The 26127-nt window shown below is 68.3% G+C and carries 26 protein-coding genes and 1 pseudogene; 13 read left to right on the top strand and 14 right to left on the bottom strand.

Annotation, left to right across the window (positions count from 1 at the left end):
* Positions 1-90: 90 nt before the first annotated feature.
* The gene (locus AC5Y5E_RS14845) at positions 91-726 is read left to right on the top strand and encodes a dihydrofolate reductase family protein (RefSeq protein ID WP_499903722.1); all 636 of its coding nucleotides are present in this window, start codon (positions 91-93) and stop codon (positions 724-726) included.
* A 152-nt stretch (positions 727-878) separates the two neighbouring features.
* On the top strand, positions 879-2273 hold the full coding sequence (locus AC5Y5E_RS14840; RefSeq protein ID WP_499903941.1) for a hypothetical protein: 1395 nt from the start codon (positions 879-881) through the stop codon (positions 2271-2273).
* Between the two features lie 2 nt (positions 2274-2275).
* Here the strand turns inward: AC5Y5E_RS14840 and AC5Y5E_RS14835 are convergent, their stop codons facing one another.
* The 9 genes from AC5Y5E_RS14835 to AC5Y5E_RS14795 all read right to left on the bottom strand — a co-directional run bounded on the left by AC5Y5E_RS14835 (position 2276) and on the right by AC5Y5E_RS14795 (position 10801).
* Entirely contained in the window at positions 2276-2704 is a 429-nt protein-coding gene (locus AC5Y5E_RS14835; RefSeq protein WP_499903721.1) for a ketosteroid isomerase family protein, read from the bottom strand.
* Between the two features lie 14 nt (positions 2705-2718).
* Positions 2719-4731: an oxidoreductase gene (locus AC5Y5E_RS14830; RefSeq protein ID WP_499903720.1), complete on the bottom strand. Its 2013-nt coding sequence runs from the start codon at positions 4729-4731 to the stop codon at positions 2719-2721.
* 15 nt (positions 4732-4746) lie between these two features.
* Positions 4747-5874, bottom strand: a complete 1128-nt coding sequence (locus AC5Y5E_RS14825) for an NDMA-dependent alcohol dehydrogenase (protein ID WP_499903719.1) — start codon at positions 5872-5874, stop codon at positions 4747-4749.
* Positions 5875-6025: 151 nt separating this feature from the next.
* Positions 6026-6571, bottom strand: a complete 546-nt coding sequence (locus AC5Y5E_RS14820) for a nuclear transport factor 2 family protein (RefSeq protein WP_499903718.1) — start codon at positions 6569-6571, stop codon at positions 6026-6028.
* Between the two features lie 2 nt (positions 6572-6573).
* Positions 6574-6783 (bottom strand): ferredoxin Fdx, encoded by a 210-nt coding sequence (gene fdx, locus AC5Y5E_RS14815; RefSeq protein WP_499903717.1) that lies wholly within the window; start codon positions 6781-6783, stop codon positions 6574-6576.
* 12 nt (positions 6784-6795) lie between these two features.
* On the bottom strand, positions 6796-8151 hold the full coding sequence (gene cyp51, locus AC5Y5E_RS14810) for a lanosterol 14-alpha demethylase (RefSeq protein ID WP_499903716.1): 1356 nt from the start codon (positions 8149-8151) through the stop codon (positions 6796-6798).
* Complete coding sequence (locus tag AC5Y5E_RS14805) at positions 8148-8972, bottom strand: SDR family oxidoreductase (protein ID WP_499903715.1); 825 nt, start codon at positions 8970-8972, stop codon at positions 8148-8150. The genes cyp51 and AC5Y5E_RS14805 overlap by 4 nt, the downstream gene beginning before the upstream one ends.
* Positions 8973-10184: a cytochrome P450 gene (locus tag AC5Y5E_RS14800; protein WP_499903714.1), complete on the bottom strand. Its 1212-nt coding sequence runs from the start codon at positions 10182-10184 to the stop codon at positions 8973-8975.
* On the bottom strand, positions 10181-10801 hold the full coding sequence (locus AC5Y5E_RS14795; RefSeq protein ID WP_499903713.1) for a TetR/AcrR family transcriptional regulator: 621 nt from the start codon (positions 10799-10801) through the stop codon (positions 10181-10183). The genes AC5Y5E_RS14800 and AC5Y5E_RS14795 overlap by 4 nt, the downstream gene beginning before the upstream one ends.
* Before the next feature lie 206 nt (positions 10802-11007).
* Here AC5Y5E_RS14795 and AC5Y5E_RS14790 point away from each other — a divergent pair, with 206 nt between their 5' ends.
* Genes AC5Y5E_RS14790 through AC5Y5E_RS14775 form a run of 4 tightly spaced genes read left to right on the top strand, consistent with a single transcriptional unit; the run spans position 11008 to position 14525 of the window.
* Complete coding sequence (locus AC5Y5E_RS14790) at positions 11008-12477, top strand: aldehyde dehydrogenase (protein WP_499903712.1); 1470 nt, start codon at positions 11008-11010, stop codon at positions 12475-12477.
* A gap of 9 nt (positions 12478-12486) precedes the next feature.
* Positions 12487-13236, top strand: a complete 750-nt coding sequence (locus AC5Y5E_RS14785; RefSeq protein WP_499903711.1) for an SDR family oxidoreductase — start codon at positions 12487-12489, stop codon at positions 13234-13236.
* Entirely contained in the window at positions 13233-14090 is an 858-nt protein-coding gene (locus tag AC5Y5E_RS14780) for an NAD(P)-dependent oxidoreductase (protein WP_499903710.1), read from the top strand. The genes AC5Y5E_RS14785 and AC5Y5E_RS14780 overlap by 4 nt, the downstream gene beginning before the upstream one ends.
* A complete protein-coding gene (locus AC5Y5E_RS14775; protein WP_499903709.1) occupies positions 14091-14525 on the top strand; it encodes a carboxymuconolactone decarboxylase family protein in 435 nt (144 codons plus the stop codon).
* A gap of 79 nt (positions 14526-14604) precedes the next feature.
* On the opposite strand, the gene AC5Y5E_RS14770 is transcribed toward AC5Y5E_RS14775, so the two are convergent.
* Complete coding sequence (locus AC5Y5E_RS14770) at positions 14605-15690, bottom strand: aldo/keto reductase (protein ID WP_499903708.1); 1086 nt, start codon at positions 15688-15690, stop codon at positions 14605-14607.
* A 115-nt stretch (positions 15691-15805) separates the two neighbouring features.
* Here AC5Y5E_RS14770 and AC5Y5E_RS14765 point away from each other — a divergent pair, with 115 nt between their 5' ends.
* The gene (locus tag AC5Y5E_RS14765) at positions 15806-16180 is read left to right on the top strand and encodes a MarR family winged helix-turn-helix transcriptional regulator (protein ID WP_499903707.1); all 375 of its coding nucleotides are present in this window, start codon (positions 15806-15808) and stop codon (positions 16178-16180) included.
* Positions 16181-16204: 24 nt separating this feature from the next.
* Positions 16205-17473, top strand: a complete 1269-nt coding sequence (gene purD / locus AC5Y5E_RS14760) for a phosphoribosylamine--glycine ligase (RefSeq protein ID WP_499903706.1) — start codon at positions 16205-16207, stop codon at positions 17471-17473.
* Here purD and AC5Y5E_RS14755 read toward each other — a convergent pair.
* Together AC5Y5E_RS14755 and AC5Y5E_RS14750 are read right to left on the bottom strand one after the other, a co-directional pair.
* On the bottom strand, positions 17470-19053 hold the full coding sequence (locus AC5Y5E_RS14755) for a gamma-glutamyltransferase family protein (RefSeq protein ID WP_499903705.1): 1584 nt from the start codon (positions 19051-19053) through the stop codon (positions 17470-17472). The two genes, purD and AC5Y5E_RS14755, sit on opposite strands and share 4 nt — an antisense overlap.
* A gap of 76 nt (positions 19054-19129) precedes the next feature.
* Positions 19130-20047 carry an alpha/beta hydrolase gene (locus tag AC5Y5E_RS14750; protein WP_499903704.1) on the bottom strand — a complete coding sequence of 306 codons (918 nt, stop codon included), beginning with the start codon at positions 20045-20047 and terminating at the stop codon, positions 19130-19132.
* A gap of 61 nt (positions 20048-20108) precedes the next feature.
* Between AC5Y5E_RS14750 and AC5Y5E_RS14745 the strand changes: the two genes are divergently transcribed.
* Positions 20109-20726 carry a TetR/AcrR family transcriptional regulator gene (locus tag AC5Y5E_RS14745; protein WP_067011242.1) on the top strand — a complete coding sequence of 206 codons (618 nt, stop codon included), beginning with the start codon at positions 20109-20111 and terminating at the stop codon, positions 20724-20726.
* 4 nt (positions 20727-20730) lie between these two features.
* Here the strand turns inward: AC5Y5E_RS14745 and AC5Y5E_RS14740 are convergent, their stop codons facing one another.
* Positions 20731-21465 (bottom strand): DUF429 domain-containing protein, encoded by a 735-nt coding sequence (locus tag AC5Y5E_RS14740; protein WP_499903703.1) that lies wholly within the window; start codon positions 21463-21465, stop codon positions 20731-20733.
* A gap of 38 nt (positions 21466-21503) precedes the next feature.
* Between AC5Y5E_RS14740 and purB the strand changes: the two genes are divergently transcribed.
* The 4 genes and pseudogenes from purB (at position 21504) to AC5Y5E_RS14720 (ending at position 25455) form a co-directional block, all read left to right on the top strand.
* Positions 21504-22922, top strand: a complete 1419-nt coding sequence (gene purB / locus AC5Y5E_RS14735) for an adenylosuccinate lyase (RefSeq protein WP_499903702.1) — start codon at positions 21504-21506, stop codon at positions 22920-22922.
* Positions 22919-24163: a cytochrome P450 gene (locus tag AC5Y5E_RS14730; protein ID WP_499903701.1), complete on the top strand. Its 1245-nt coding sequence runs from the start codon at positions 22919-22921 to the stop codon at positions 24161-24163. The genes purB and AC5Y5E_RS14730 overlap by 4 nt, the downstream gene beginning before the upstream one ends.
* Before the next feature lie 106 nt (positions 24164-24269).
* Positions 24270-24443 (top strand): annotated as a pseudogene (locus tag AC5Y5E_RS14725) (tellurite resistance/C4-dicarboxylate transporter family protein); the annotation flags it as partial.
* A 55-nt stretch (positions 24444-24498) separates the two neighbouring features.
* Complete coding sequence (locus tag AC5Y5E_RS14720; protein WP_499903700.1) at positions 24499-25455, top strand: alpha/beta hydrolase; 957 nt, start codon at positions 24499-24501, stop codon at positions 25453-25455.
* A 4-nt stretch (positions 25456-25459) separates the two neighbouring features.
* Here the strand turns inward: AC5Y5E_RS14720 and AC5Y5E_RS14715 are convergent, their stop codons facing one another.
* Positions 25460-26080 (bottom strand): hypothetical protein, encoded by a 621-nt coding sequence (locus tag AC5Y5E_RS14715; protein ID WP_499903940.1) that lies wholly within the window; start codon positions 26078-26080, stop codon positions 25460-25462.
* Between the last annotated feature and the right edge of the window lie 47 nt (positions 26081-26127).

Below are 26127 nucleotides of genomic sequence, written 5' to 3'. Positions count from 1 at the left end.
CCCCCAGCATAGGTTCGCCGATCGACCGATGAGTTTCGCGGGTACGGACGGTCAACCCTGCGACGACCCACGACCCAAAGGAGACCCGCCATGTCGCAGGTGCGCGTACACAATTTCTCGGTTTCCCTCGACGGTTTCGGCACGGGGATCGGACAACGCGCGGACGCGCCGTTCGGGCACGCCGGCGGCCGGCTGCACGAGTGGTTCTTCGCCACCCACACCTTCCGCGCGATGCACGGCGAGTCGGGTGGGACGACGGGCATCGATGACGCCATGGCGCGCGCTTGGGCGCCCGGGATCGGCGCCGAAATCATGGGGCGCAACAAGTTCGAGCCATGGGACGCCGGCGACGGATGGCAGGGCTGGTGGGGCGCCGAACCGCCGTTTCACACGCCGGTCTTCGTGCTTACCCACCACCCCCGGCCGCCGATCGAGATGGACGGGGGCACCACCTTCCACTTCATCGACGCCGGCCCCGCGGAATCCCTCGAGATCGCTCGAAAAGCCGCCGGAGGCCTCGACATTCGCCTCGGTGGAGGGCCGTCGACAATCCGCCAATTCCTTGCCGCGGACCTCGTCGACCAGCTGCACGTCGCGGTGGTGCCCATCATCCTGGGGCGCGGGGAGCCGTTGTGGCAGGGACTGGAGGGCCTCGAGCAACGGTTCGCGGTGGAGGCGGTGACCGGCCCCAGCGGCGTCACGCATCTGAGCTTTACCCGGCGCTAACCAACCGCGTCTGCCACGCCGTCTCGAAGCCGAATCGTTAGCTCACCGTTGCCATTTCGTTCCGCAGCGTCGGGAAAATCACTGTACGCAATTCACGGGAGGAGACCTCTGTGCGGTTTCCCGTGGCATTGCTGGCCGCTTGCGCCGTCGCCATGGCCCCGGCCCTGGTCTCCGGCGCGGCGCCGTCCGTGCGGGCGGCCGCCGCGTTCGGGCCGTTGGCGCCGCCCAACCCGTTCATGGCTCCGCAGGGGCTCGCGTCGCTGCACAACGACTCCGAATCATCCGACGCCGGACCGCTTCCCGGTCCGGGCGCCCACCTGGTCCCGATCTTCGGCTACCCGCTGCTGGCGGCGTGCCCGACGATCATGCAGGGCACCGACGGGCTGGTGTTGGCGCTGTGCACCACCGACATCGGCCAGACCCCGACGGTCGTCCTGATCGATCCGGGTGGCTGGGTCCCCGTCTTCGTCCCGTTGGCCAAGCTGCACGTCGCCAAGGGGGGCCTGCTCGGCGGCGTCTACGCCTACCTCGACAACAACAACCAGGTGGTGATGATCGACGGCACCAACCACCTGTTGCGCATCGCCCACGTCAAGGACGGGGCCCTGGGCTGCTGGAAGCTGGTCGTCACCGAGTCCACCGACCTGTCCGGCGCGATACCCGCCGGCGACAACTCGGTGGGCCTGGTCCCCGACTATGCGGGCAACGTCTGGTTCGCCACCGGCAACGGCGTTGTGGGCGTATCCAAGCCGGGCGGCGGCGTCGCCACCGTTCAGCTGCCCGCCGGCGAGCAGGTGGCGAACAGCATCTCGTCGGCGCCCAGCGGGCGCGTCGCGGTGGCCACCACCTTCGCGGTCTACGAACTGAACCTCGACGTCGCGGGCAACCCGCAAATCCTTTGGCGCGCAGCGTATGACCGGGGCCCGGCCCGCAAGCCCGGCCAGCTGAGCTGGGGGACGGGCTCCACCCCGGTGTACTTCGGCCCCACCAGCGGAGCCGACTACCTGACCATCGTCGACAACGCCAGCCCCCAGGTGCACGCGCTGGTCTACCAGTCCGGCACCGGCCAATTGATCTGCCAGCAACCAGTTTTGACGCTGGGCGGCCCGGGCAGCGAGAACGCGCCGATCGGGGTCGGCAATTCGGTGTTCGTGTCGAGCACCTACGGCTACCCCTACCCGGCGGTTCCTGCGGGAGCGCCCCCGGCCGTTCCGCCGACGGCGCCGTTCGTCGGCGGGATGACCCGGGTCGACGTCGACAACCCCGGCTGTCATACGGTGTGGGAGAACAAGGTTCGCAGCGCGGCGCTACCGCACTTGTCGATCGCGGACGGTCTCCTCTACACCATCACGCGGATCGGGTGCGACAACACCACGCCGCTCGACCTGTTCGCCTACGGTGTAGTCGACGCGGGCAGCGGGGCGCTGCTCTGGCAGCAGCCGAAGTCGGCCACCATCCTCAGCGACCCGCTGCAGACCCCGACCATGGTGCTGATGGACGGTAAGGCCATGCAGGGCAACCTCACCGGGCTGGGCCGCATCGGCTGAGCTCAGTCCTCCTTGCCGAACTTCATCATGTCGAGGTTCCAGTAGCCGCGCATGTTGCTGATCAGGCCCGCGTCGTTGACCTTGTAGGTGAACACCCCGCGCACCGTGCTGGTGAACCCGCCCTCGAACTTGCTGTGCAGCACCAGGATATGGGCGATCTCGTCGGGCGAACTCGACGGGAACGTCTCCTCGCAGGTGATGGTCAGCTGGTTGGCCGCGATGTTGTTGTCGTAGAAGGCCGCGACGCCCTCTTTGCCCTTGACGCCTTCACCGTCGGGGTTGGTGACCGACTTGCCGATCGGATCCTCGACGACAACGTCGTCAGCCATCAGCGCCAGCCAGCCCTCCCGGTCGTGGGCTTGCACGCAGCGCCACGAGGATTGCGATGCGGCCAGAGCTGGGGAGGCCTGAGATTGCGCGGTTTCGGTCATGCTGTTCTCCTTCTCTAGATTGCGCACGCGGCGCGTGCGCCTTCCTCGGTGGCTTTGCGGATGAGGCCGAGGCCGGTGCAGTCGCCGGCGGTGTGCACCTCGGCGCCGGGCAGGGTGGCGACCAGGGTGTCGAACAGGGCGGTGTCGGGCTCGACCGTCCCGGCGACGACGACGCTGTCGGCGGCCAGCTGCCGGGTGGCGCCGCCGGCCGGCGCAAACACCACGGCCTGCGTCGTGATCCGTTCGACGGCCGCGCGGACGTGCACGGTGACGCCGAGCCGGTCGAGGCGATCCATGTGCTCGGTCTTGCGTTTGTTGCCCACCTCGGGGGCGATGTCCTTGCCCGCCTCGAGAATTGACACCAACCTGCCGCGGGCGGCGAGGAACTCGGCGAGTTCGAGGGCGACCAGATCGCCGCCGATGATGGTCACCCGCCGGCCCAACGGCATCCACGCACGGCTCGCCAGACGGAACGCCGCGGGGTGCACCAGCCGCTGTCGCCGGCCGGCGAACAGCCGGCCATCGAGCAACTCGCGCAACCCGGGCCCGGTGTGCACGTGCGGCAGTCCGGCGCCCGGAATGGTTGGCACCGCGACGTGGCCGCCGGTGGCCACCACCACGGCGTCGGGAGTTTGCGCGGCCACCTCGCCGGCGGAAACGCTTCGTCCCAACCGGACTTTGACGGTGCTCGCCTTGATCTCGTCGCGCAGGTATTGCAGGAACGGCTGATTCTCCGGATGCAGCACCGATGCCCAGCGCAATGCCCCGCCGAGTTGGCCGGCGCGCTCGAAGAGCGTGACGCGGTGGCCGCGTTGCGCGGCCACGCGGGCGGCCTCCAGGCCGGCTGGCCCGCCGCCGATCACCACGACGCGCTTGGCGCGGTCGGCGCGCGGCGCGGCCAGCTCCCGCTCCTTGCCGGTGCGGGGATTGACGGCGCAGTCGACGGAGAAGCGTTGTTCCATTGCGTCGATGCAGTTTTCACACGAGATGCACTTACGGATGCGATTCGCCCGGCCGGATCGCAGCTTGCCGGCCAGGTCGGGGTCGGCCAGCAGCGGACGGCCCATCGCGATGAAATCGGCGCGGCCCTCGGCCAGGATGCGTTCGGCCCGCACCGGGTCGTGGATGCGGCCTACGGCGATCACCGGCACGTCGACCACCTGCTTGACCGCGGCCGCGGCGCCCACGTTGAGCGCGTCGCCGTCGTCGGCACCGTTGACCATCCCGGTCACGAGCCGGTCGATCACGCCGCCGCTGACGTGGAATGCGCTCACGCCGGCGGCGACGAGTTCGGTGGCCAGCCGCGCGGTTTCGTAGATCGGCCGCCCTCCCGCGACCCGCTCGTAGCCGGAGATGCGCAGCGTGATCGGCAGGGCGTCGCCGATCTCCGAGCGGATCGCGGCCAGCGCCTCCAGCACCACCCGCACCCGGCCGCGGGACGAGTCGCCCCGGTAGTCGTCGGTGCGCCGGTTGCGTTGCGGGGCAAGGAAAGACCCCAGCAGCATGTAGCCGTGTGCGGCGTGCAGCTCGATGCCGTCGTAACCGGCCTCGACGGCGCGGCGCGCCGCGGCCTTGAACAGATCGAACACCTCGCACAGCTGCCGCTTGCTGATCTCGGCCGATGGCCGCCCGGTGAGGTAAGAGGGGATCACCGAGGGGCCCAACGAGGTGACACCGAAGATCTCCGGCCCCAGCCCGTCGGGCCCGGCGTGCACGATCTGGGGCTGGATCTTGGCCCCGTGTTCGTGCACCACCTCGACCAACGCCCGGTGCGCCGCGACGGCGTCGTCGGTCGCCAGGTGCAGGCCCCCGGGCGTCTCGGGGTGCTGGTGGTCGACCCCGGTGGCGCCCAACGTGATCAGGCCGACCCCGCCCTTGGCGCGCGCGGCGAAGTAGTCGCGGGTGCGCTGTGACGGCAGCCCGTCCGGGGTGCCGTACATCGTCTCCATCGGGGACATGACGACCCGGTTGCGCACCGCCATGGCGCCGATTCGTCCTGGCGCCAAGAGGTGGGGAAAGCTGGTCACTGAGGACCGGTCGGATTACCGGTCGGCGTCGGTGTACCGGATGACGCCGCGAATGTTCTTGCCTTCCAGCATGTCCTGGTAGCCGTCGTTGATCTGCTCGAGCTTGTACTGGCGGGTGATCATGTCGTCCAGGTTGAGCTTGCCGGCCTTGTACATCGACAGCAGCTGCGGGATGTCGTACTGCGGGTTGCCGCCGCCGAAGATGGTGCCCTGCAGGTTCTTCTGCATCAGGGTGAGCATCGCCAGGTTCAGGTTGACGTTGGTGTCCAGCAGGCTACCGATCGCGGTCAGCACGCAGGTGCCGCCCTTTTGGGTGATGTTCAGGTAGGCGTCGACGTCGGCGCCGTGCAGCTCGCCCACCGTCACGACCACCTTGTGGGCCATCAGACCGTAGGTGACTTCGGCCATGCCCGCCAGCGCGGCGTTGATGTCGGGGTAGACGTGGGTGGCGCCGAACTTCAGGGCCTGATCGCGCTTCCACTCCACCGGGTCGATCGCGAAGATGTAGCGCGCGCCCGCGTTGACGGCGCCCTGCAGCGCCGCCATGCCCACGCCGCCGACGCCGACGATGGCGACGTCCTGGCCCGGCCGGATGTCGGCGGTGCGGACCGCCGAACCGTAGCCGGTGGTGACGCCGCAGCCGACCAGGGCTGCGACCTCAAACGGGACCGACGGGTCGATCTTCACCACCGAGCTGCGGTGCACGACCATGTACGGCGCGAAGGTACCCAGCAGCGTCATGGGGAAGACGTTCTGGCCGCGGGCCTGGATGCGGAAGGTGCCGTCGGATACCGCGGCACCGCCGAGCAGCCCGGCCCCGAGGTCACACAGGTTGCGCATGCCGGCCTGACATGTCGGGCAGGACCCGCAGGACGGGATGAACGACAGCACCACGTGGTCGCCCGGGGCGATGTCCTCCACGCCGGGGCCGACCTCGGTGACGATGCCGGCGCCCTCGTGGCCGCCCAGCACCGGGAAACCCGCCATCGGGATGCCGCCGGTAACTAGATGGTGATCCGAATGGCACATGCCGGCGGCTTCCATCTGGATCTTGACCTCATGCGCCTGCGGGTCGCCGATCTCGATTTCCTCGATGGACCACGGCTGGTTGAATTCCCAGATCAGCGCGCCTTTTGTTTTCATGAAGGACCTCCATCAGCATGCCCTGACCCGAGTATCGGTGAAAGGGACCGACCGGTACCGGACGGCAAGTTAGAACGTGTTCTCATTCGCAGACCATTATGACCTGCGTCACCGGGCTGTCGACAAGGGGTACCACCAACCGGTCGGGCGGTCACCAGATGGGTACCGGAGCCTCGCCGAGCGGGTAGTAGCCGGGCAGCCTATCGCCGGCCAGGCTGCGCTCGATCCGTTTCTGCATGCCGGTGGACAGATCGCCGGACTCGATCAGGGTCGCGAACATCTTCGCGACGTGACCGAAGTCGAAGAAGTCCCGCTGCCACTCGATGAGCTGGTCACTGCCCAGGCGGAACCAGCTGCCGCCGATGCCGTAGATCTCGTCCTGGCTGCCGTCGGCCTTGTTGACGATCTGCTTCCAGAAGCCGACGATCTCGCCCTGCTTCTCGTCGATGAGCACCTTCTGGTACTCGTAGACCCAGTTCTCCAGGCCCTCCATCTCCAGGCCGAGCGCAATGTCGCGGATCTCGTCGACGCCGACGCACATCACGTCCTCCTTGGGACCGATGTTCCAGCCGTAGGTGGCGTCCTTGGCGTAGAAGTCCGCCAGCGGCCGCCAGTCGCCGGCCTTTTCGCAGTCCCTGTTGACCTGCAGCCAGCGATCGACCCATGCCTCGAGGTCCTCGCGCGAGTGTGACGCCATGGTCAGTCTTCTTTCTCTTTGAGGAATAGTGCTTGCGTTGGGCACATAGCGACCGCGCGCTCGACGTCGTCGCGGGCGTCTTCGGGCGGTTCGGGGTCGAGGATCTCGACCTTGCCCCGCTTGGGCACCCGGAAGTAGTCCGGCGCCTCCAATTCACACATGGCGTGGCCCTGACACAAATCCAGATCCGCTTCGATCCTGAATCCGCCCATGGGACTGACTCCTTACGCGCTGCGCTTGCGGTAGCGGGCCTTGGCCGGCCGGGCGAGCTGGACGACCATCTTGGAGTGGTCGTTGTGGTAGCTGTCGGCGGGCTGCGCCATCTCGAACTCGTACTCGCGCAACAGAACCGAGAAGATCGCCTTGATCTGCATCTGGGCGAAGGCGGCGCCCACGCAGCGGTGCCGCCCCGCGCCGAACGGAATCCAGGTCCACCGGTTGACGATGTCGGCCTGCTCCGGCTTGTCGTAGCGGTCGGGCTTGAACGCGTCCGGATCGGGAAAGTCCTCGGGAATCCGGTTCGAAATCGCCGGCGAGGCCGCGACATAGTCGCCGTTGTGAATGGGGAAGCCCTCCACCTCGAACTCGCCCTTGGCGACCCGCATCAAGATGATCAGCGGCGGGTGCAGCCGCAGGGTCTCCTTGACCACATTGTCCAGCTTCGGGATCTGGCGCAGGGCATGGAAACTCACCTCCTGGCCGTCGGCGTAGAGCTCCTCGAGCTCGGCCAGCACCTCGGCGTACACCTCGGGATGGCGGATCAGCTCGATCAGGGTCCACGCGGAGGTTCCAGAGCTGGTGTGGTGCCCGGCGAACATCAGCGAGATGAACATCCCGGTGACCTCGTCGGCCGAGAAGCGCAGGTTGCCCTCCTCGTCCTTGATCGAAACCAGCACGTCGAGCATGTCGCGGTCGGCCTTGTCCTTGGGCGGGTTTGCGATTCGCTGATCCATGATTTCCTGCACCAGCGCAACGAGTTTCACGCGAGCCTCGTCGCGGAGCTGGAAACTCTCGATCGGGAGGTACGGGTCGACGTAGCACAGTGGGTCGGTGCCCCGTTCCAGCTCGTGGTAGTACTCCGCGAACCGGTGGTCGAGCTGTTCGCGGAACTTCAGACCGATCAGGCAGGCCGTCGAGGTGTAGATGGTCAGCTCGGCGAAGAAGTCGAGCAGCTCGATCTCGCCCGCGTCGCCCCAGTCGGCGATCATCTTCTTCACTTCGCCCTCGATGGTGGCGGCGTGGCCCTTCATCTGCTCGCCGCGCAGCGCCGAGTTGTGCAGCATCTCCTTGCGCCGCTCCGGGCTGGCGTCGAACACCACTCCCTTGCCGAAGATCGGCGTCATGAACGGGTAGGCCTCGGCCTGGTCCAGGTCCTCGTCGGCGGACCGGAAAAAGAACTCGTTGGCGTTCGCGCCGGACAACAGGATGACATGCTTGTCCGCCAGCTGGAACCAACCCACGTCCCCGCATTCGTCTCGCACCCGTTGCATCAAACCGATTGGGTCGGTGCGGAATTCCTCCAGATGACCGTGCTCTTCTTCGCCGCCGGAAACCCGCGGCACGGTGGCGGTGGTTGTCATGACGGCATCCCCTCTTCGCCGAGTGCGAGCTTCTGGCGATCTTTCTTGTCGGCCAACGGGGCTTCGGGCTGAAGCTCCATGTTCGCGATGAAGCCACCGCGCGGGGTCTCGGCGACGAAGGTGATGGCTCGTGCCAGGTCCGCCGCGCGCAGGAAGTAGTCGTGGCGGGCTTGGCCCCACTTGGCCCAGTCCTCAAGTGCGGGGCCGATCTTCTCGGCCGGGAGGCTCCAGCCCATCGATGTCTTGGTGGGGCCGGGGTGCACGATCGAGGCTCGCACGCCGGTGCCCTCGAGCTCCATCTGGAAGTTGGTGACCATCGCGACGAGTGCGGCCTTGGCGGCGCCGTAGGCGCCCATGTGCGGTCGCTGGCGCAGCGCCACATCGGAACCCACGAAGATCAGGTCGCCGCGCCGCCGGTCGAGCATGCCCGGCAGCACCGCGGCGGCCAGCCGGTTTGCGCCGACGAGGTGGATTTGGAGCTGCGACTCGAACTCGTCGGTGGTGATCTCGGCGAGCTTGCCGAAGTAGGTGTCGCCCGCGCCGGTCACCAGCACCTCGATGTCGCCGAGCGCGTCGACCGACTGCGCGACAAAGGACTTCACCGAGTTCGGGTCGGTGACGTCCAGGTGGAATCCGACCGCCTCGCCGCCCTCGGCGTTGATCTTTCCGACGATGTCGTTGAGCTTTTCCACCCGGCGGGCGCCCAGGGCGACGGGGAAGCCGTGCGCCGCGAGTTCGATGGCGGTGGCCTCTCCGATCCCGGAGGAGGCGCCGGCCACAATCGTGGGGCGACGTTCCGGTAGCGGGTCAAAGCGGGGCATTCAGCGGACCTCCACGGTCATGGGTAGGTGAGCGAATCCGCGGACGTTGCTGGAGTGGACGCGGACGGCGTTGGCCTCGTCGACCTCATATCCGCGGATTCGCTTGAACAACTCGATGAGCGCGACCCTGGCCTCCATCCGGGCGAGGTGGGCGCCCAGGCAGAAGTGCGCGCCGCTGCCGAAACTCAGTAGCTTGGGCCCGATTTCGCGCCCGATCAGGAAGTCGTCCGGCTTGTCGAAGACCCGCTCGTCGCGGTGGCCCGATCCGGGCAGCAGCAGCAGGACGTCGCCCCCCGGGATCGTGGTGTCGTAGAGGGTGAGCTCTCCCGCCACGGTGCGGGCCAGGATCTGGCTGGAGGTGTCGTAGCGCAGCGTTTCCTCGACCCACAGCGGCACCCGGGACAGGTCTGCGTAGACCGGCGCCAGCTGGTCGGGGTTCTTGTGACCCCAAAAGGCGGCGTTGGCAAGGAGTTTGGTGGTCGTCTCGTTGCCGGCGATCACCATCAGGAACATGAACCCGAGGATCTCGTCGTCGGTGAGGCGGTCGCCGTCGATCTCGGCTTCCAGCAGCGCCGACGTCAGATCCTCCGTCAGCTTCTTGCGCCTCTCGGCCACCATCCCCTGGTAGTAGACGATGAGGTTGATGGAGGCCTCGACAGCCTCGGGCGGCACGTCGGTGACGCCCTCGTCGCGGTGCATCACGCCGTCGGCCCAGGCCCGGACCTGTGGTCGATCCGGTTCGGGGACACCCATCAGCTCGGAGATGACGTCCATGGGCAGCTTGCCGGCGAACTCGTCGATATAGTCGACGGTTCCGTCCTTCGACATCTCCAGCATGGTGTCGAGGTGCCGCGTGGCTATTTCGGTGACGCGAGGCTCCAGTTCCCGAATCCGCCTCGGCGTGAAGCCCCTTGACACGAGCGTCCGCAGCCTCAGGTGGGCCGGATCGTCCATTGCCAGAAACGACATCGTCTTGGACGCATGCGGGCCGCGCGACGCCGGATCCAGCGAGACTCCGTACTTGTTGGAAAGCGTTGTGCTGTTACGGAACCCCTGCAGCACATCGTGATGTCGTGACAGTGCCCAGAAATTCAGTTCCTCGTTGCGGTACAGCGGCGCCTCGTCGCGCAGCCTCTTGTAATACGGATACGGATCCTCGTGGAAGTCGTAGTCGTAGGGATCCAAGACCGGCTTTTCGGTCTGTACGGTCATTGGTCTGCTCCGGGGTGGGGGAGGATGAGGCCGACGACGTAGCCGAGGCGGTCGGCGATCTGGTGATAGGTGAACTGGCCGCTGGCGGCCTGCACCAATGCGCCGAAGAACGCCATCTCGAGCGCCGAGACGGTGCTGGGGTCCGCGCCGGGCCCGATCGCGGTGGCGATGCGGCGGTGGATCTCCGCACCGATCCGGTCCCGCGCGGCGGCCACCGCGGGGTCGGTGCCGCCGCCGAGCAATGCGGTGGTGCATGCGGCGCCGACCTCGGGCTCATCGGCGACGACGAGCGCGAGGTGGCGCAGCACCTTGTCCACCCGGACCGGCATCGGGTCGTTGACGTCGGTGAAGTACGGGACTTGCCGGACCAGGTCGAGGTAGACCTCGGCGATCAGGTGGTTCTTCGACGAGAAGTAGGTGTAGGCGGTGGCCGGAGCGACCTTGGCGCGGGCGGCCACCGCGCGCACCGTCAGGTCGGCATAGGACTTCTCCCGCAGCGTTTCGATGCCGGCGGCGAGGACCTTGCGGAAGGTCTCCTCCTGGCGGCGGTTGCGCACAGGTTCCCCGGTCTTCCGGTCGGCCTGGGAGGTGATCGCAACCAGTGCATCGCTGGACACGTGTCCACGCTAGAGGATGTCGGCGAGTGGAAGCAAGCATCATTGGTGAATACACAGGTGAACGTGGTATCCATTGACGGTGAATGGCGGCCGACTAGATCGGACCTTGCACCCCTGACCGCCCGGCGACTATGGTGCGAGACGGCAATATCGGACAACTGTCCACTCACCTTTGCGGGCCCCACGATCAGGCGGGAGCGGGAGACATGGCGTTACTGGCCGACGGCGCGAGCGCACTGTTCATCGACGGCAAGCTGTCGCCCGGGAGTGCGGGGACTTTCCCGACGATCAACCCGGCGACCGAGGAAGTGCTGGGAGTCGCCGCCGACGCGGACGCCGACGACATGGGCCGCGCCATCGACGCGGCGCGGCGGGCCTTCGACGACACGGACTGGTCGCGCAACACCGAGTTGCGGGTACGGTGCGTGCGGCAGCTGCGCGACGCCATGCAAGCGCATCTCGAGGAGCTGCGTGACATTACCATCGCCGAGGTCGGCGCGCCGCGGATGCTCACCGCCATCGCCCAGCTCGAGGTGCCCGTAAAGGACTTGGCGTTCGCGGCCGACACGGCCGAGTCCTACGTGTGGAATCAGGATCTCGGCGAGGCGGCGCCGATGGGGATCCGCACCAGGCGCACCATTGCCCGTGAGGCCGTCGGTGTCGTCGGCGCCATCACCCCGTGGAACTTCCCGCACCAGATCAACCTCGCCAAGATCGGGCCCGCCCTGGCCGCCGGAAACACCGTGGTGCTGAAGCCCGCGCCCGACACGCCGTGGTGTGCGGCGGTGCTGGGGGAGCTCATCGCCGAACACACCGACTTTCCGCCCGGGGTCGTCAACATCGTCACCTCCAGCGATCACGGTGTCGGCGCGCTATTGGCCAAAGACCCTCGGGTGGACATGGTTTCGTTCACCGGGTCGACGGCCACCGGGCGCAGCGTGATGGCCGACGGCGCCGCGACCATCAAGAAGGTCTTCCTCGAGCTGGGCGGCAAGTCGGCATTCGTCGTGCTCGACGACGCCGACTTGGGCGGCGCCGTCGGGGTTGCGGGATTCTCGGTGTGCATGCACGCCGGGCAGGGGTGCGCGATCACCACCCGGCTGGTGGTGCCGCGGGCACGGTACGACGAGGCCGTCTCCATCGCGGCCGCAACGATGGGCGGCATCAAGGCCGGCGACCCCACCGACCCCGGAACCATTTGCGGCCCGGTGATTTCGGCGCGCCAGCGCGACCGGATACAGGGCTACCTCGACTCGGCGATCGCCGAGGGCGGGACGTTCGCGTGCGGCGGCGGCCGGCCGGCGGACCGCGAGGTCGGGTTCTTCATCGAGCCCACCGTGATCGCCGGCTTGGGTAACGACGCCCGCGTAGCGCGGGAGGAGATCTTCGGCCCGGTGCTCACGGTCATCCCGCACGACGGCGACGACGACGCCGTGCGCATCGCCAACGACTCGCCATACGGCTTGTCGGGCACCGTCTTTGGCGCTGACCCGGACCGGGCCGCCGCGGTCGCCGCCCGAATAAGGGCGGGCACCATCAACGTCAACGGCGGTGTCTGGTACTCCGCCGACGCGCCGTTCGGCGGCTACAAGCAGTCCGGCAACGGCCGCGAGATGGGTCTGGCCGGTTTCGAGGAATACCTGGAAATCAAGACCATCGCGACAGCGGTCAACTAGAGGAGCGGCATGCGATTCGAGAACAAGGTGGCCATCGTCACCGGATCCGGTGGCGGCATCGGGCAGGCGTACGCGGAGGCGCTGGCGCGCGAGGGCGCGGCCGTCGTCGTCGCCGACATCAACGTGCCGGGCGCCGAGAAGGTGGCCGACGGGATCAAGGGCGAGGGCGGAACGGCGCTGGCCATCCCGGTCGACGTTTCGGACCCGGCATCGGCCAAGGAGATGGCCGACCGCACGCTGGCCGAGTTCGGCGGCATCGACTACCTGGTCAACAACGCCGCGATATTCGGCGGCATGAAGCTGGATTTCCTGCTCACCGTCGACCCCGAGTACTACAAGAAGTTCATGAGCGTGAACCTCGACGGCGCGCTGTGGTGCACCCGCGCGGTGTACAAGAAGATGGCCAAGCGCGGCGGCGGGGCGATCGTCAACCAGTCTTCCACCGCAGCATGGCTTTACGCGAACTTCTACGCACTGGCCAAGGTCGGCATCAACGGCCTGACCCAACAGCTATCGCGCGAGCTGGGCGGCCAGAACATCCGGATCAACGCGATCGCGCCCGGCCCCATCGACACCGAGGCCAACCGGACCACCACCCCACAGGAGATGGTCGCCGACATCGTCAAGGGCCTGCCGCTGTCGCGGATGGGAACGCCCGAGGACGTCGTCGGGATGTGCCTGTTCCTGCTGTCCGACGAGGCGTCGTGGATCACCGGACAGGTCTTCAATGTTGACGGCGGACAGATAATCCGGTCATGACCGACCACGCGAAGCTCGGCTACATCGGGCTGGGCAACATGGGCGCCCCGATGGCCACGAAGATGACCGAATGGCCCGGCGGGGTGACGGTCTACGACATCCGGGCCGACGCGATGACTCCGCTGGCCGAGAAGGGCGCCAGCCTGGCCGACAGCGTGGCCGACGTTGCCGCCGCGGACATCGTTCACGTCACCGTGCTGGACGATGCGCAGGTGCGCGAGGTCGTCGGCGAACTCGCGGCGCACGCCAAGCCCGGAACGGTCATCGCGATCCACTCGACCATCAGCGACACCACCGCCGTCGAGTTGGCCCGCGAGATGAAACCGCGCGACATCCACGTCGTCGATGCGCCCGTCAGCGGTGGCGCGGCCGCCGCCGCGAAGGGCGAGCTGGCCACCATGGTGGGAGCCGATCGCGAGGTATACGAACGGATCAAGCCGGCGTTCAAACACTGGGCCGCGATGGTGATCCATGCCGGCGAGCCGGGCGCGGGTACCCGAATGAAGCTGGCGCGCAACATGTTGACGTTCACCTCGTACGCCGCGGCGTGCGAGGCCATGAAACTGGCCGAGGCGGCCGGCCTGGATCTGCAGGCGCTCGGGCGGGTGGTGCGCCACACCGATGCCCTTACGAGCGGCCCGGGGGCGATCATGGTGCGCGAGAACATGGACGACCTTGAGCCCGACAACTTCCTGTACCAGCCATTCCTGCACACCCGCGGGCTCGGCGAGAAGGACCTCAGCCTGGCGCTGGCGCTGGGCGAGTCGGTGGCGGTCGACCTGCCGCTGGCGCAGCTGGCCTTTGAGAACCTGGCGGCGGGCCTCGGCGTGCCACACACAGAGAAAGAGACGTAAATGGACGAACTGCGCCGCAAGGGCCTCGAGAAGATGAACGAGGTCTACGGCTGGGAGATGCCCAACATCGAGGGCGACGCGTACTTCGACCTGACCGTCGATCACCTCTTCGGCAGCATCTGGACCCGACCGGGCTTGTCGATGCGCGACAAGCGGATCATGACGCTGACGGCGGTGACCGCGATCGGCAATCGTGACCTGGCCGAGATCCAGATCAACGCCGCGCTGCTCAACGGGGAACTGTCCGAGACCGAACTGAAAGAAATGGCCGTCTTCCTGACCCACTATCTCGGGTTCCCGCTGGGGTCGGCGCTCAACGGCGCGGTGGACGCGGTCGTGGCCAAGCGCAAGAAGGCCGCGGCGAAGGGCGCCGGTGAGGACAAGAAGGCCAACGTGGACGCCGCGGTCAGCATGCACAGGGGCAAGGCCGACTAGTTCCCGCGAGCAGACGCAAAATCGCACGTTCCGAGGCGGAAACGTGCGATTCCGCGTCTGCTCGCGGTGATGACGGACGTCAGTAGGGCCGGGCGCCCTGCGGCATCACATATTCGGACGGCGGCGCGGAGATGCCGTTGATCCTTGTTCCGCCGTTGATGATGCCCGGCGCCAATTCCAGCATGTTGTGGGGAAATCCGAACGCCGGTTTGGTCAGCTCGTCGAGGCGGGCCAGCTCCTCGGCGTCGAGCTCCACGTCGACGGCGCGGAGGTTGTCGTCGAGCTGCGAGAGCCTGCGTGCCCCGATGATGACCGACGAGACGGCGCGCTGCGCGCTGACCCACGCCAGCGCCACGCTGGCGACCGTCGTGTCGTGCGCCTTGGCGATGACCTCGAGTTCGTCGATCAGCGCGTAGGTCTTCTCGTTGAGGAAGCTGTCAACCATCGCGCCGCGATCGGCGTTGTGCTGCCCGGCGTTTCGGCGGGTGTACTTGCCGCTCAGCACGCCGCCCTTCAGCGGCGACCACGGTGTCATCCCAAGTCCGAACTCGGAGGCCATGGGCACGAGTTCCTGTTCGACGTCGCGTTCGAGCAGCGAGTACTCGACCTGCAGCCCGACGAATGCCGACCAGCCGCGGAAGCGGGCGATGAGGTTGGCCTGGGCGATCTTCCACGCCGGGGTGTCCGAAACGCCGACGTAGCGCACCTTGCCGGCCCGCACGAGGTCGTCGAGTGCCGCCATCGTCTCCTCGATGGGAGTATTCGCGTCCCAGATGTGCAGCCAGTACAGGTCGATGTAGTCGGTCTGCAGGCGCCGCAACGAGTTTTCGCACGCGCTGATCAGTGATTTGCGGCCCGACCCGCCACCGTTCGGATCGCCGGGATAGAGGTTGCCGCTGAATTTGGTCGCGATCACGAGGCGGTCGCGGCGGGCGGGGCGGCGCCCGATGTGGTCGCCGATGATCTTCTCCGAGTGGCTCCGGGTATAGAAGTTGGCGGTGTCGATGAAGTTGCCGCCGAGCTCGGTGTACCGATCGATGATCTGTTGGGACTCTTCCACACTGGTGCCCCACCCGAGGTCTTCGCCGAATGTCATCGCGCCGAGGCACAGCGGGCTGACGCGCAGGCCGGAGCGTCCGAGTGTCACGTAGTGATCCAGAGGCATGGTGATCGCTTTCTGGTAGATTGTTCGCCTATGCGCTTGTTCCATTCTAAACTAGTTCACTTCTGAACGATCTGGCAAGTCGATGTCAGCGGTCGATGCGGCGAAGATCTGGTCGTTGAACTACCGGGTGCTCGTTTCGGTCATCTCTTGCGCCGAGGCCGACATCTGCGCGCTCGGGCTCGAGTCCAAGGAGCTGTTCCTGCTCGCCGAGATCGACGAGCATCCCTACCCAGCCGAACTGGCGGCGACGCTGAGCATGCCGAAGGCGACGGTGACGGTCTACCTCAAACGGCTTGAGGCGGCGGGATTCGTACAACGCGAGATCGACCCCACCGACCTGCGGCGCCACCGGCTACTGCTCACCCCGGCCGGCCGAAAAACCGCCGCCGACGGCCTCGCGCTGCTGTCGGCGGAGTTCGAGAAGCGTCTCGGGCGCCTCACCGCTGCGCAGCAAAAAGAGCTCAAAGGCCTGCTGGAGCGAATTGTCTGAACGGCTGGGCTAGTCTGACGTGTCGTGCGCGTCCTGGTGATCGGTTCCGGTGCCCGTGAGCATGCGCTGCTGCTGGCGCTTCGCGAAGACCCGCAGGTCACGGGGCTGGCCGTCGCCCCGGGCAACGCCGGCACCGGGCGGCTCGCCGAGCAGCACGACGTCGACATCACCTCGGGTGAGGAGGTCGTCGCCCTGGCCCGTGAGGTCCGCGCCGACCTGGTGGTGATCGGCCCCGAGGTGCCGCTGGTACTGGGGGTGGCCGACGCCGTGCGCGCCGCCGGGATCGTCTGCTTCGGGCCGAGCAAGGACGCCGCCCGCATCGAGGGCTCCAAGGCGTTCGCCAAGGAGGTCATGGCCGCCGCCGGTGTGCGCACCGCGGCCAGCGAAATCGTCGACAGCCCAGCGCGTTTGGATGCCGCCCTGGGCCGGTTCGGGCCGCCCGCCGGTGACCCCGCCTGGGTGGTGAAGGACGACGCCCTAGCCGCCGGCAAGGGCGTGGTGGTTACCCCCGATCGTGATGTGGCGCGCGCGCACGCGGCAAGCCTGCTCGAGTCGGGGCACCCGGTGCTGCTGGAATCCTTCCTCGAGGGGCCCGAGGTGTCGCTGTTCTGCGTCGTCGACGGCGCCACGGTGGTGCCGCTGCTGCCGGCGCAGGACTTCAAGCGCGTCGGCGACGGCGACAGCGGACCCAATACCGGCGGCATGGGCGCCTACGCGCCGCTGCCGTGGCTGCCCGAGGACGTGTACCGGGAAATCGTCAGCGGAATCGTCGAACCCGTTGCGGCCGAACTCGTTCGGCGGGGCAGCCCGTTCTCCGGATTGCTCTACGTCGGCCTGGCGATGACCGGAAAAGGCCCCGCGGTGGTCGAATTCAACTGCCGCTTCGGGGATCCCGAGACCCAGGCCGTGCTGGCGCTGCTGGAGTCGCCGCTCGGCCAGCTGCTACACGCCGCGGGCGCCGGCACGCTCGCCGATTTCGGCGAGTTGCGGTGGCGCGAGGGCGCCGCGGTCACGGTGGTGCTGGCCGCCGAGAACTACCCCGGGCGCCCCCGTGTCGGCGACGTCGTCGTCGGGTCCGAAGCCGACGGGGTATTGCACGCGGGAACCGCCCGGCGCGACGACGGCGCCGTCGTCTCCTCGGGCGGGAGGGTGCTGTCCGTGGTGGGCACCGGCGCGGACTTGTCCGCCGCCCGCGCGAACGCGTACGAGATCCTGAGTTCGATTCGATTGCCCGGCAGCCATTTCCGCAGCGACATCGCCCTCGCGGCCGCCGAGGGCAAGGTCAGCGTCTAGAAACCCGCCGACTGCCCGTCGCGGCGGGGATCGCTCACCGCCAGGTACCCGTCATCGAGGCGCCAGATCGCCTGGCAGCTGCCGAACTGGTTGTAGTCGTCGACGGCGACCAGGTCGTGTCCGCGCCGCCGCAGCTCGTCCAGCGTCGACTGCGGAAAACCCTTCTCGCAGCTGACTTGCACGCCCTGCACCCACCGGAACCGCGGGCCGTCACACGCAGCCTGCGGATTCTGCCCGTGGTCGGCGATGCGCACCATCACCTGCACGTGGCCCTGGGGCTGCATGGTGCCGCCCATCACCCCGAAGCTCATCACCGGGGCGCCGTCCTTGGTGACGAACCCCGGGATGATCGTGTGATAGGGACGCTTGGCCGGCCCGACCTGGTTCGGATGACCCTCCGCCACACCGAAATCCGCGCCCCGGTTTTGCAGGGAGACCCCGGTGCCCGGCACCACCACGCCGGACCCGAACCCCATGTAGTTGGACTGGATCATCGACACCATCATCCCGCTGGAGTCGGCGGCCGTCAGATAGACGGTGCCCCCTCGCGGGGTGCCGGCCGACGCCGGCTTTGCCCGGGTTCGATCGATCAACCCCGCGCGCTCCCGCAGATATTCCCTGTCCAGCAGGCGATTCGGTGCCAGCGCCATGTGGTCGATGTCGGCGACATAAGCCTGCGCGTCGGCGAAGGCCAGCTTCACCGCTTCGATCTGCAGGTGCACGCTGTCGGCGGAATCGGCCGGCAACGAAGACATGTCGAAGTGCTCCAGGATGCCCAACGCGATGAGTGCCACGATGCCCTGGCCGTTGGGCGGTATCTCGTGCACGGTGTATCCGCGGTAGCCGGCATCGATCGTGCCGACCCAGTCGGCGCGGTGCGCGGCGAGGTCGCCGGCCCGCATCGCCCCGCCGTTGGCCGAGGCGTGCGCCTCGAGTCTGTCGGCGACGTCCCCGCGGTAGAACGCCTCGCCGTTGGTGGCGGCGATTCGCTCGAGCGTGGCCGCGTGATCGGCAAACCTGAACAGCTCACCGGGTTTCGGCGCCCGCCCGCCGGGCAGAAACGCGTGGGCGAATCCGGGCTGGTCCTTGAACAGCGGCACCTGGTCCGCCCATTGCTCCGCGACCGTCGGCGAGACCAGAAAACCCTTGCGGCCGTAGGAGATCGCGGGCTCGAAGAGCTTCTCGAACGGAAGCCTGCCGAACTTGGCGTGCAGCTCGGCCCACGCCGACACCGCCCCCGGCACGGTCACCGAATTCCAGCCGACCACCGGAACGGCGTTCCCGCCGAAGTATTGTGGCGTCCAGGCGGCGGGCGAACGACCGGATGCGTTCAGCCCGTGCAAGCGCTCGCCGTCCCAGACGATGGCGAACGCGTCCGAGCCGATGCCGTTGGACACCGGTTCCACCAGCGTCAGGGTGACGGCGGTGGCGATCGCGGCGTCCACAGCGCTGCCGCCGTCGGCGAGCATGCGCAGACCCGCCTGGGCCGCAAGGGGTTGCGACGTGCAGACGACGTTCGCGGCCAGGACGGGCTTTCGCGGCCAGGCGTAGGGGAGGCTCCAACCGAAGGGTGTGGTCACCTCCGCGAGCCTAACGCCACTGCGATTTTCGGCGCGATTTCTCGCGGTGAGGTTCGGCTCGCGGCCGAAGGTGAACTCACGCCGTCAGCAGCGGCGCCATCCAGGTCAGCTCGGCCGGTAGTTGCGAGCTCCAGAACTCCCCGTTGTGCCCGCCGGGCGAGAACCCGCCCGCGGGCGGGTTGGGCAGTTGCGCGATGAACTGCTTCGTCGCCCCGTAGAACGGGTCGCTGTCGCCGCAATCCACCCGGATCGGGATCGACGCCAGCGCCGGCATCCCGAACACCGAGTTGGCCGCGAAGTCGTCGGGCCCGTCGAACGCGCCGGGCGCCGCCGCCCCGGACGACATCCACAACGCCGGGCTCACCGCACAGATCGCGGCGGTGCGCCCGGCTCCCAGCCGCCCGCCGAGCAGCAAGGCGCCGTAGCCGCCCATCGACCAGCCCAAAAACCCCACCCGTGACGTGTCCAGGTCCTGGCTCCCGAGCATCGGGATCAGCTCGTCCAGCACCATGGCCCCGGCGTCCTCGCCGGAGGCCCTCTTGTGCCAGTAGCCGCCCCCGCCGTCCACGGCGACCACGGCGAACGGCGGCAACCCGGCGTTGACGGCCTGTGCGAGGCCCTGCTCCACCCCGCCCGCCATCACGGTGGACGCGTCGCTGCCCTTGCCGTGCAACGCGATAACCGGCCGAAGGGCCTTGGTCTGCCCGGGCGGTCGCGCGATCGCCCAGTTGGTGCTGACCCCGCCGCGCGCCGCCGACACGAAGGAGCCCGTGACCATCGTCGGCGCAGGCTGGGCCGGTGCGGCGGGCTCGGGCGGCGCGAGTGGCGGGGGTCCCACCGGCGCCCGGGGCGCTCGTGTCGACACCGGCGTGGCGTGTGACGTGCGGGGCTGGAACACGATGTCGAGGGCGTACGCTCCCGTAGCACCGATGGCCGCGCTGGCACCGAGACCGAGCAGGGTTCGGCGGCTCAGGTCGGGCATGCGGGCCATCATGCCATGGGCGTTTGGCCAAAATGGCAATGCAGTACCACTTTTGCTGGCACGATGGCTACTCGTGACTGCAGCAGTTACTCCAAAAGGAGAACGTCGACGGTATGCGCTCGTCAGCGCCGCCGCCGAGCTGCTTGCCGAGGGCGGGTTCGAAGCGGTGCGGCACCGGGCGGTCGCCCGGCGCGCCGGCCTGCCCTTGGCCTCCACCACCTACTACTTCTCGTCGCTGGACGACCTGATCGCGCGCGCCGTCGAGCACATCGGGATGATCGAGATCGCCCAGCTGCGCTCGCGGGTCAACGCGATGTCCCGGCGGCGTCGCGGACCCGAGACCACCGCGGAGGTGCTGGCGGACCTGCTGGTCGGCGACCTGTCGGACCCGGCGCTGACCGAGCAACTGATCTCCCGATACGAGCGGCACATCGCCTGCACGCGCCTGCCCGCCCTGCGCGAGACCATGCGCCGCAGCCTGCGCCAGCGCGCCGAGGCGGTGGCCGAGGCCCTCGAACGATCCGGCCGATCCGTGCGCATCGAGCTGGTGTGCACGCTCATCTGCGCCGTCGACGGCTCGGTGGTTGCCGCGCTTGTCGAGGGCGGCGATCCGGCCGCCGCGGCGCTCGGCACCGTGGTCGAACTGGTCGACGTGCTCGCGCCCATCGACCCGCGCCCGGTGCAGATCTGACCCGTTAGCCGCGGGGCAGCGACGGCGTCACGATGCATCCGGTGGTCGCGTCGCCATAGATCGTGATTTCGGCCGGGCGGCGCTGGGCGTACAACGCGACGTAGGCGCAGACGACAGCGTCGACCGGATCTTCCGCGCGGCGCAGTTCGCTTTTGCGTTGCGCGGCCAGGACTTCCCGGCGCAGCTCCGCCCAGCCGCCGTGGCTCTCGACATGCAGCGGCACCGCGGCATGGGCAAGCTTTTCGATGCCGTCCATCAGCAGCAGCAGTTCCGATTTGAGCCGCGCGACGTCTCGGCCCGGTTTGGCCTTGTACTTGAGGGTCCGCTCGAGCCGGAACACAACGACCGTCGCCGCGTGCGGGTAGACCTCGATGGCGCGCCGGGCGGTCGACGACCGCGGGTCCAGGTCGAGGCCCAGCGCCGCGGCCAGCCGCGCCGCGCGGGGCGTCTCGGCGAACTCCGGCCTGGCGGTGTTGCATGGGTGCGCGCCGGCCTCAAACCTGCGGAAATCGCGGTTGAGCGCCGCCTCGGCGGGCCGCTGGCCTTTCGCGTTGGTCACCACCAGCGGCGCGTCGAACGCCACCAGACAATCGCCCCGGGTGTAGGGCGACAAGGCGGCCAGCACGTCGGCGTCGTCGCGCGCGGCGCCGAGCTGCACGAGATGGCCGGCGGCGTCGACCACCGCGACGCCGGTCGGCTTGCGACCGCCCCAGGCGAGGTCCACGCCGGCGAAGTGCACCCGCACAGCGTATGGCCGCCGCCGTAAGCTGTGTGCTTGTGAGCATTCCGAACGTGCTGGCCACCCGGTACGCCAGCGCCGAAATGGTTGCGATCTGGTCGCCGGAAGCCAAGGTCGTCGCCGAGCGGCGGCTGTGGCTGGCCGTGCTGCGGGCCCAGGCCGAGCTCGGAGTCAACGTTCCCGCCGAGGCGATCGCCGACTACGAGCGGGCGCTCGACGACGTCGACCTGGCCTCGATCGCCAACCGCGAACGCGCGCTGCGCCACGACGTGAAGGCCCGCATCGAGGAATTCAACGCGCTGGCCGGGCATGAGCACGTGCACAAGGGGATGACCAGCCGCGACCTCACCGAGAACGTCGAGCAGTTGCAGATCCGGCGGTCGCTGGAACTGGTTTTCTCCCACGGCGTTGCGGTGGCGGCGCGGCTCGCCGAACGGGCCCTGACCTACCGCGACCTGGTGATGGCCGGACGCAGCCACAACGTCGCCGCGCAGGCCACCACGTTGGGCAAGCGGTTCGCCTCCGCGGCCCAGGAGACGCTGATCGCGTTGGGCCGGCTGGGGGAGCTGATCGACCGTTACCCGCTGCGGGGCATCAAGGGCCCGATGGGCACCGCGCAGGACATGCTCGACCTGCTTGGCGGGGACGCGGCCAAGCTCACCGAACTCGAGGGACGCATCGCCGACTTTCTCGGCTTCGCAACGGTTTTGACCAGCGTCGGGCAAATCTACCCGCGCTCGCTGGATCACGACGTGGTCTCCGCGCTGGTGCAGCTCGGCGCCGGCCCGTCGTCGATGGCGCACACCATCCGGCTGATGGCCGGGCACGAACTCGTCACCGAGGGGTTCGCCGAAGGGCAGGTCGGGTCGTCGGCCATGCCGCACAAGATGAACACCCGCAGTTGCGAACGGGTCAACGGGTTGCAGGTGGTGCTGCGCGGCTACGCCTCGATGGCGGCCGAGCTGGCCGGCGCGCAGTGGAACGAGGGCGACGTGTTCTGCTCGGTGGTCCGCCGAGTTGCGTTGCCGGACAGCTTCTTTGCCATCGACGGGCAGATCGAGACGTTCCTGACCGTGCTCGACGAGTTCGGCGCCTACCCGGCGGTGATCGCCCACGAGCTGGATCGTTACCTGCCGTTCCTGGCGACCACCAAGGTACTGATGGCCGCGGTGCGCGCCGGCATGGGTCGCGAGGCGGCCCACCACGTGATCCGGGAACACGCGGTCGCGACGGCGCTGGCCATGCGGGAACGCGGCGCCGAGCCCGACCTGCTCGACCGTTTGGCCGCCGACGGGCGGCTGCCCCTGGACCGCGCGGCGCTGGACGCCGCGCTGGCCGACAAGAAGGCGTTCACCGGGGCCGCTGGTGACCAGGTGGACGAGGTGGTCGCGGCGGTGGAAGCGTTGGTGAGCCGCTACCCGGACGCGGCCAAATACACCCCGGGCGCGATCCTGTGACGCTCGCGAGCTCGCTCTCGGGGATCGATTTCACCGACCTGGACAATTTCGCCGGCGGGTTCCCGCACGAGTTGTTTGCCGTCCACCGGCGAGAGGCGCCGGTGTTCTGGCACGAGCCGACCGACAACACCCCCGACGGCGAGGGTTTCTGGTCCGTCGCCACGTACGCGGAAACCCTTGAGGTGCTGAGGGACCCGACGACATACTCGTCGGTCACCGGCGGGCAAAGGCCATACGGCGGCACGTTGCTGCAGGACCTGGCCATCGCGGGCCAGGTGCTCAACATGATGGACGACCCCCGCCACACCAAGATTCGGCGGCTCGTCAGCTCCGGGCTGACACCGCGCATGATCGGCCGCGTCGAGGACGACCTACGGACCCGGGCGCGCCGGCTGCTCGACGCGGTGGCGCCGGGCGAACCGTTCGACTTCCTGGTCGACGTCGCCGCCGAACTGCCGATGCAGATGATCTGCATCCTGCTGGGAGTGCCTGAATCCGAACGCCATTGGCTGTTCCAGGCCATCGAGCCGCAGTTCGACTTCGGCGGCTCGCGCAAGGCCACGATGTCGCAGCTGTCCGACGCCGAGGCCGGGTCGCGGATGTTCGCCTACGGCCAGGAGCTGATCGCCTCCAAGCGCGCCGAGCCGACCGACGACATGCTGTCGGTTGTCGCGAACGCCACGGTCGACGACGAGGACGCGCCCGCGCTTTCCGATCTCGAGCTGTACCTGTTCTTCAGCCTGCTGTTCAGCGCGGGCGCGGAGACGACGCGCAACGCCGTCGCCGGCGGCCTGCTGGCGCTGGCCGAGCACCCGGAGCAATTGCGCGCGCTGCATTCGGATTTCGGCCTGCTGCCGACGACGGTCGAAGAGATGGTGCGGTGGACGTCGCCGTCGCCGTCGAAGCGGCGCACCGCCACCCGCGACGTCACCCTCGGCGGGCAGTCCGTGCGGGCGGGACAGAAGGTCCAGATCTGGGAGGGCTCGGCCAACCGCGACGCCGACGTGTTCGACCGCCCCGACGAATTCGATATCGGCCGGAAGCCGAACCCGCACTTGGGATTCGGCCAGGGTATCCATTACTGCCTGGGCGCCAATCTGGCCCGGCTGGAGCTGCGGGTCCTATTCGAGGAACTGCTGACGCGCTTCGGCGGTGTGCGGGTCGCCCGGCCCGTCGAATGGACGCGTAGCAATCGGCACACCGGCATTCGGCACCTGGTTGTGGAGCTACTCGAGGAATAGTGGCGCTCCGGGTCGTCGATGCCGAGCCGTCACCCGATGTGTTCGCCGCGGTGATGGCGACCGGAATCTTGTCGATCGGCGCGCGCGATCACGGATCCCGGTGCTGGTCTTCCCGCTGGGCATGTACTCCGCCGCCAGCTACGCCATGGCCGCCGAGATCGGTCTGCGTTGGCTGACCACGGTTTCGCTGGTCTTCTTCTGGGACGCGTTGGCGGCGTGGCTGATTGTGGCCATCGCCGGGCTGCTGCGCCTGTGGCGGCCGGTGGGTGACCGCCGATGAGCGCAAATTCGCGCCTCGAAGTGATCTGCCACACACGAACCTGCATAATCTCCCCGTGACCAAATCTTCCCGTGTTCGCTCGTTCGTTGTTGCACTGCTCGCTGCGCTGCCGATGCTGGCGATTCCGGTCGCCGCCGCGGACCCGCCGCAGGGCGCGCACATCACCGACATCCAGCACATCAATGACCGTTGGGACAAGGTCTCCGTGTACTCGCCCGCGATGAACACCGTCATCGTGAACGATGTGTACAAGGCCCCCAACGCGGGTGCACCCGCCTTCTACCTGCTGCCCGGCATCGACGGCGGCGACAACAGCGCTTGGTTCGGAATGACCGACATCCAGGGATTCTTCGCCAACAAGAACGTCAACGTCGTCTCGCCCCTCGGCGGTGCCTTCAGCTGGTGGACCAACTGGGTCAACGACGGCGGCAAGCAGTTTCAGACGTACATGACCAGGGAACTGCCCCCGCTGATCAACGCGCAGTACCACGCCAACGGCAAGAACGCGGTCGGCGGATTGTCCAGCACCGGCGGCACCGCCATCGACTACGCCGTTCAGGCGCCGGGCGTCTACCGGGCCGTCGCTTCCTACAGCGGTTTTCCCTCCGTTTCCGATCCGGATGAGGCCCAACAGGTCGCGCTGACCCTGGCGAGTGGCGGCCAAAGCGCCGAGAACATGTGGGGACCCCTGGGCGGCCCCGGTTGGGTGGCCCACGACCCGTCCAAGAACGCCGGGAAGCTGAGGGGCGTCGCGGTTTACGCCGCCGCGTCCGGCAGTGGCGGCGTGGGTGACGTGGACCGGCTGCCCGCGGGCTTCGGCCCGAACGTCGCCGGCGGCCTGATCGAGCGCATAACCGCGGACAGCACCAAGCGGTTCGCCGACGCCGCGAACGCCGCGGGGGTGCCGATCACCTACATCGTCCGTCCGGAGGGCTCGCACACCTGGGGCCTCTTCGAGTCGGAGATGCAGGAGTCCTGGCACACCACCGTCGGACCCGCGCTCGGCGCATAGCGGGCTAGCGCGCGCGCAGGGCGATCCCGGCCGACCGTAGTTCCAGCGCGGCCAGCGCCCGGATGGTGGCCGGATCCTCGTGCCGCCACCCGCCGACCGGGTCCGCGCTGATCGCCGCCAGCTTGCGCGGCGCCCGGTTGGTCAGGGCCCGTAGCGCCAGCAGCTGTTCGCCGGCCGGCGTCGTGGCCAGGCCGCTGACGGTCCACTTGCGCCGGAAGAACCGGAGCCGCAGCAACAGCCACGGGATGACCACGATGAGCAGCGGCACGGCGACGACGGCGAGCGCCGCCAGCACCGCGAGCCAGCCCGCGGTGGTCTCCAGGCTGTGTCCGGCCCCAGCGATGTCGAGGGCGGCCGCGCTGGCCGAGGCGAGTGGCTGGCTGACCGCGTCGCCGACGACCGGGATGTTGTGCGCGCCCTGGCCGGCCGACGCCAGGTTGCCCGCCACCCCGTTCGCGCCGATCTCGACCTGCCGGCCGGCCTCGGCGATGGTCGAGATGGCGTCGTAGACGGCCGTGCCGACGACCAGCCACAGCGCCGTCCACAGGAAGATGGCGAAGTCGCTGAACAGTTGGACGGCCAGCCGGCCTGGCGTGGTGGCATAAGGCAGAACCCGCGATGGCAGCGATGTCATAGCGCAATACCAGCACAGGGCCTGCCGTACGGCGCCCG

This window comes from Mycobacterium sp. NGS54 (assembly GCF_059812465.1).
The sequence above is the reverse complement of the archived record's forward strand: the minus strand, read 5'-3'. Positions and strand labels throughout refer to the sequence as shown.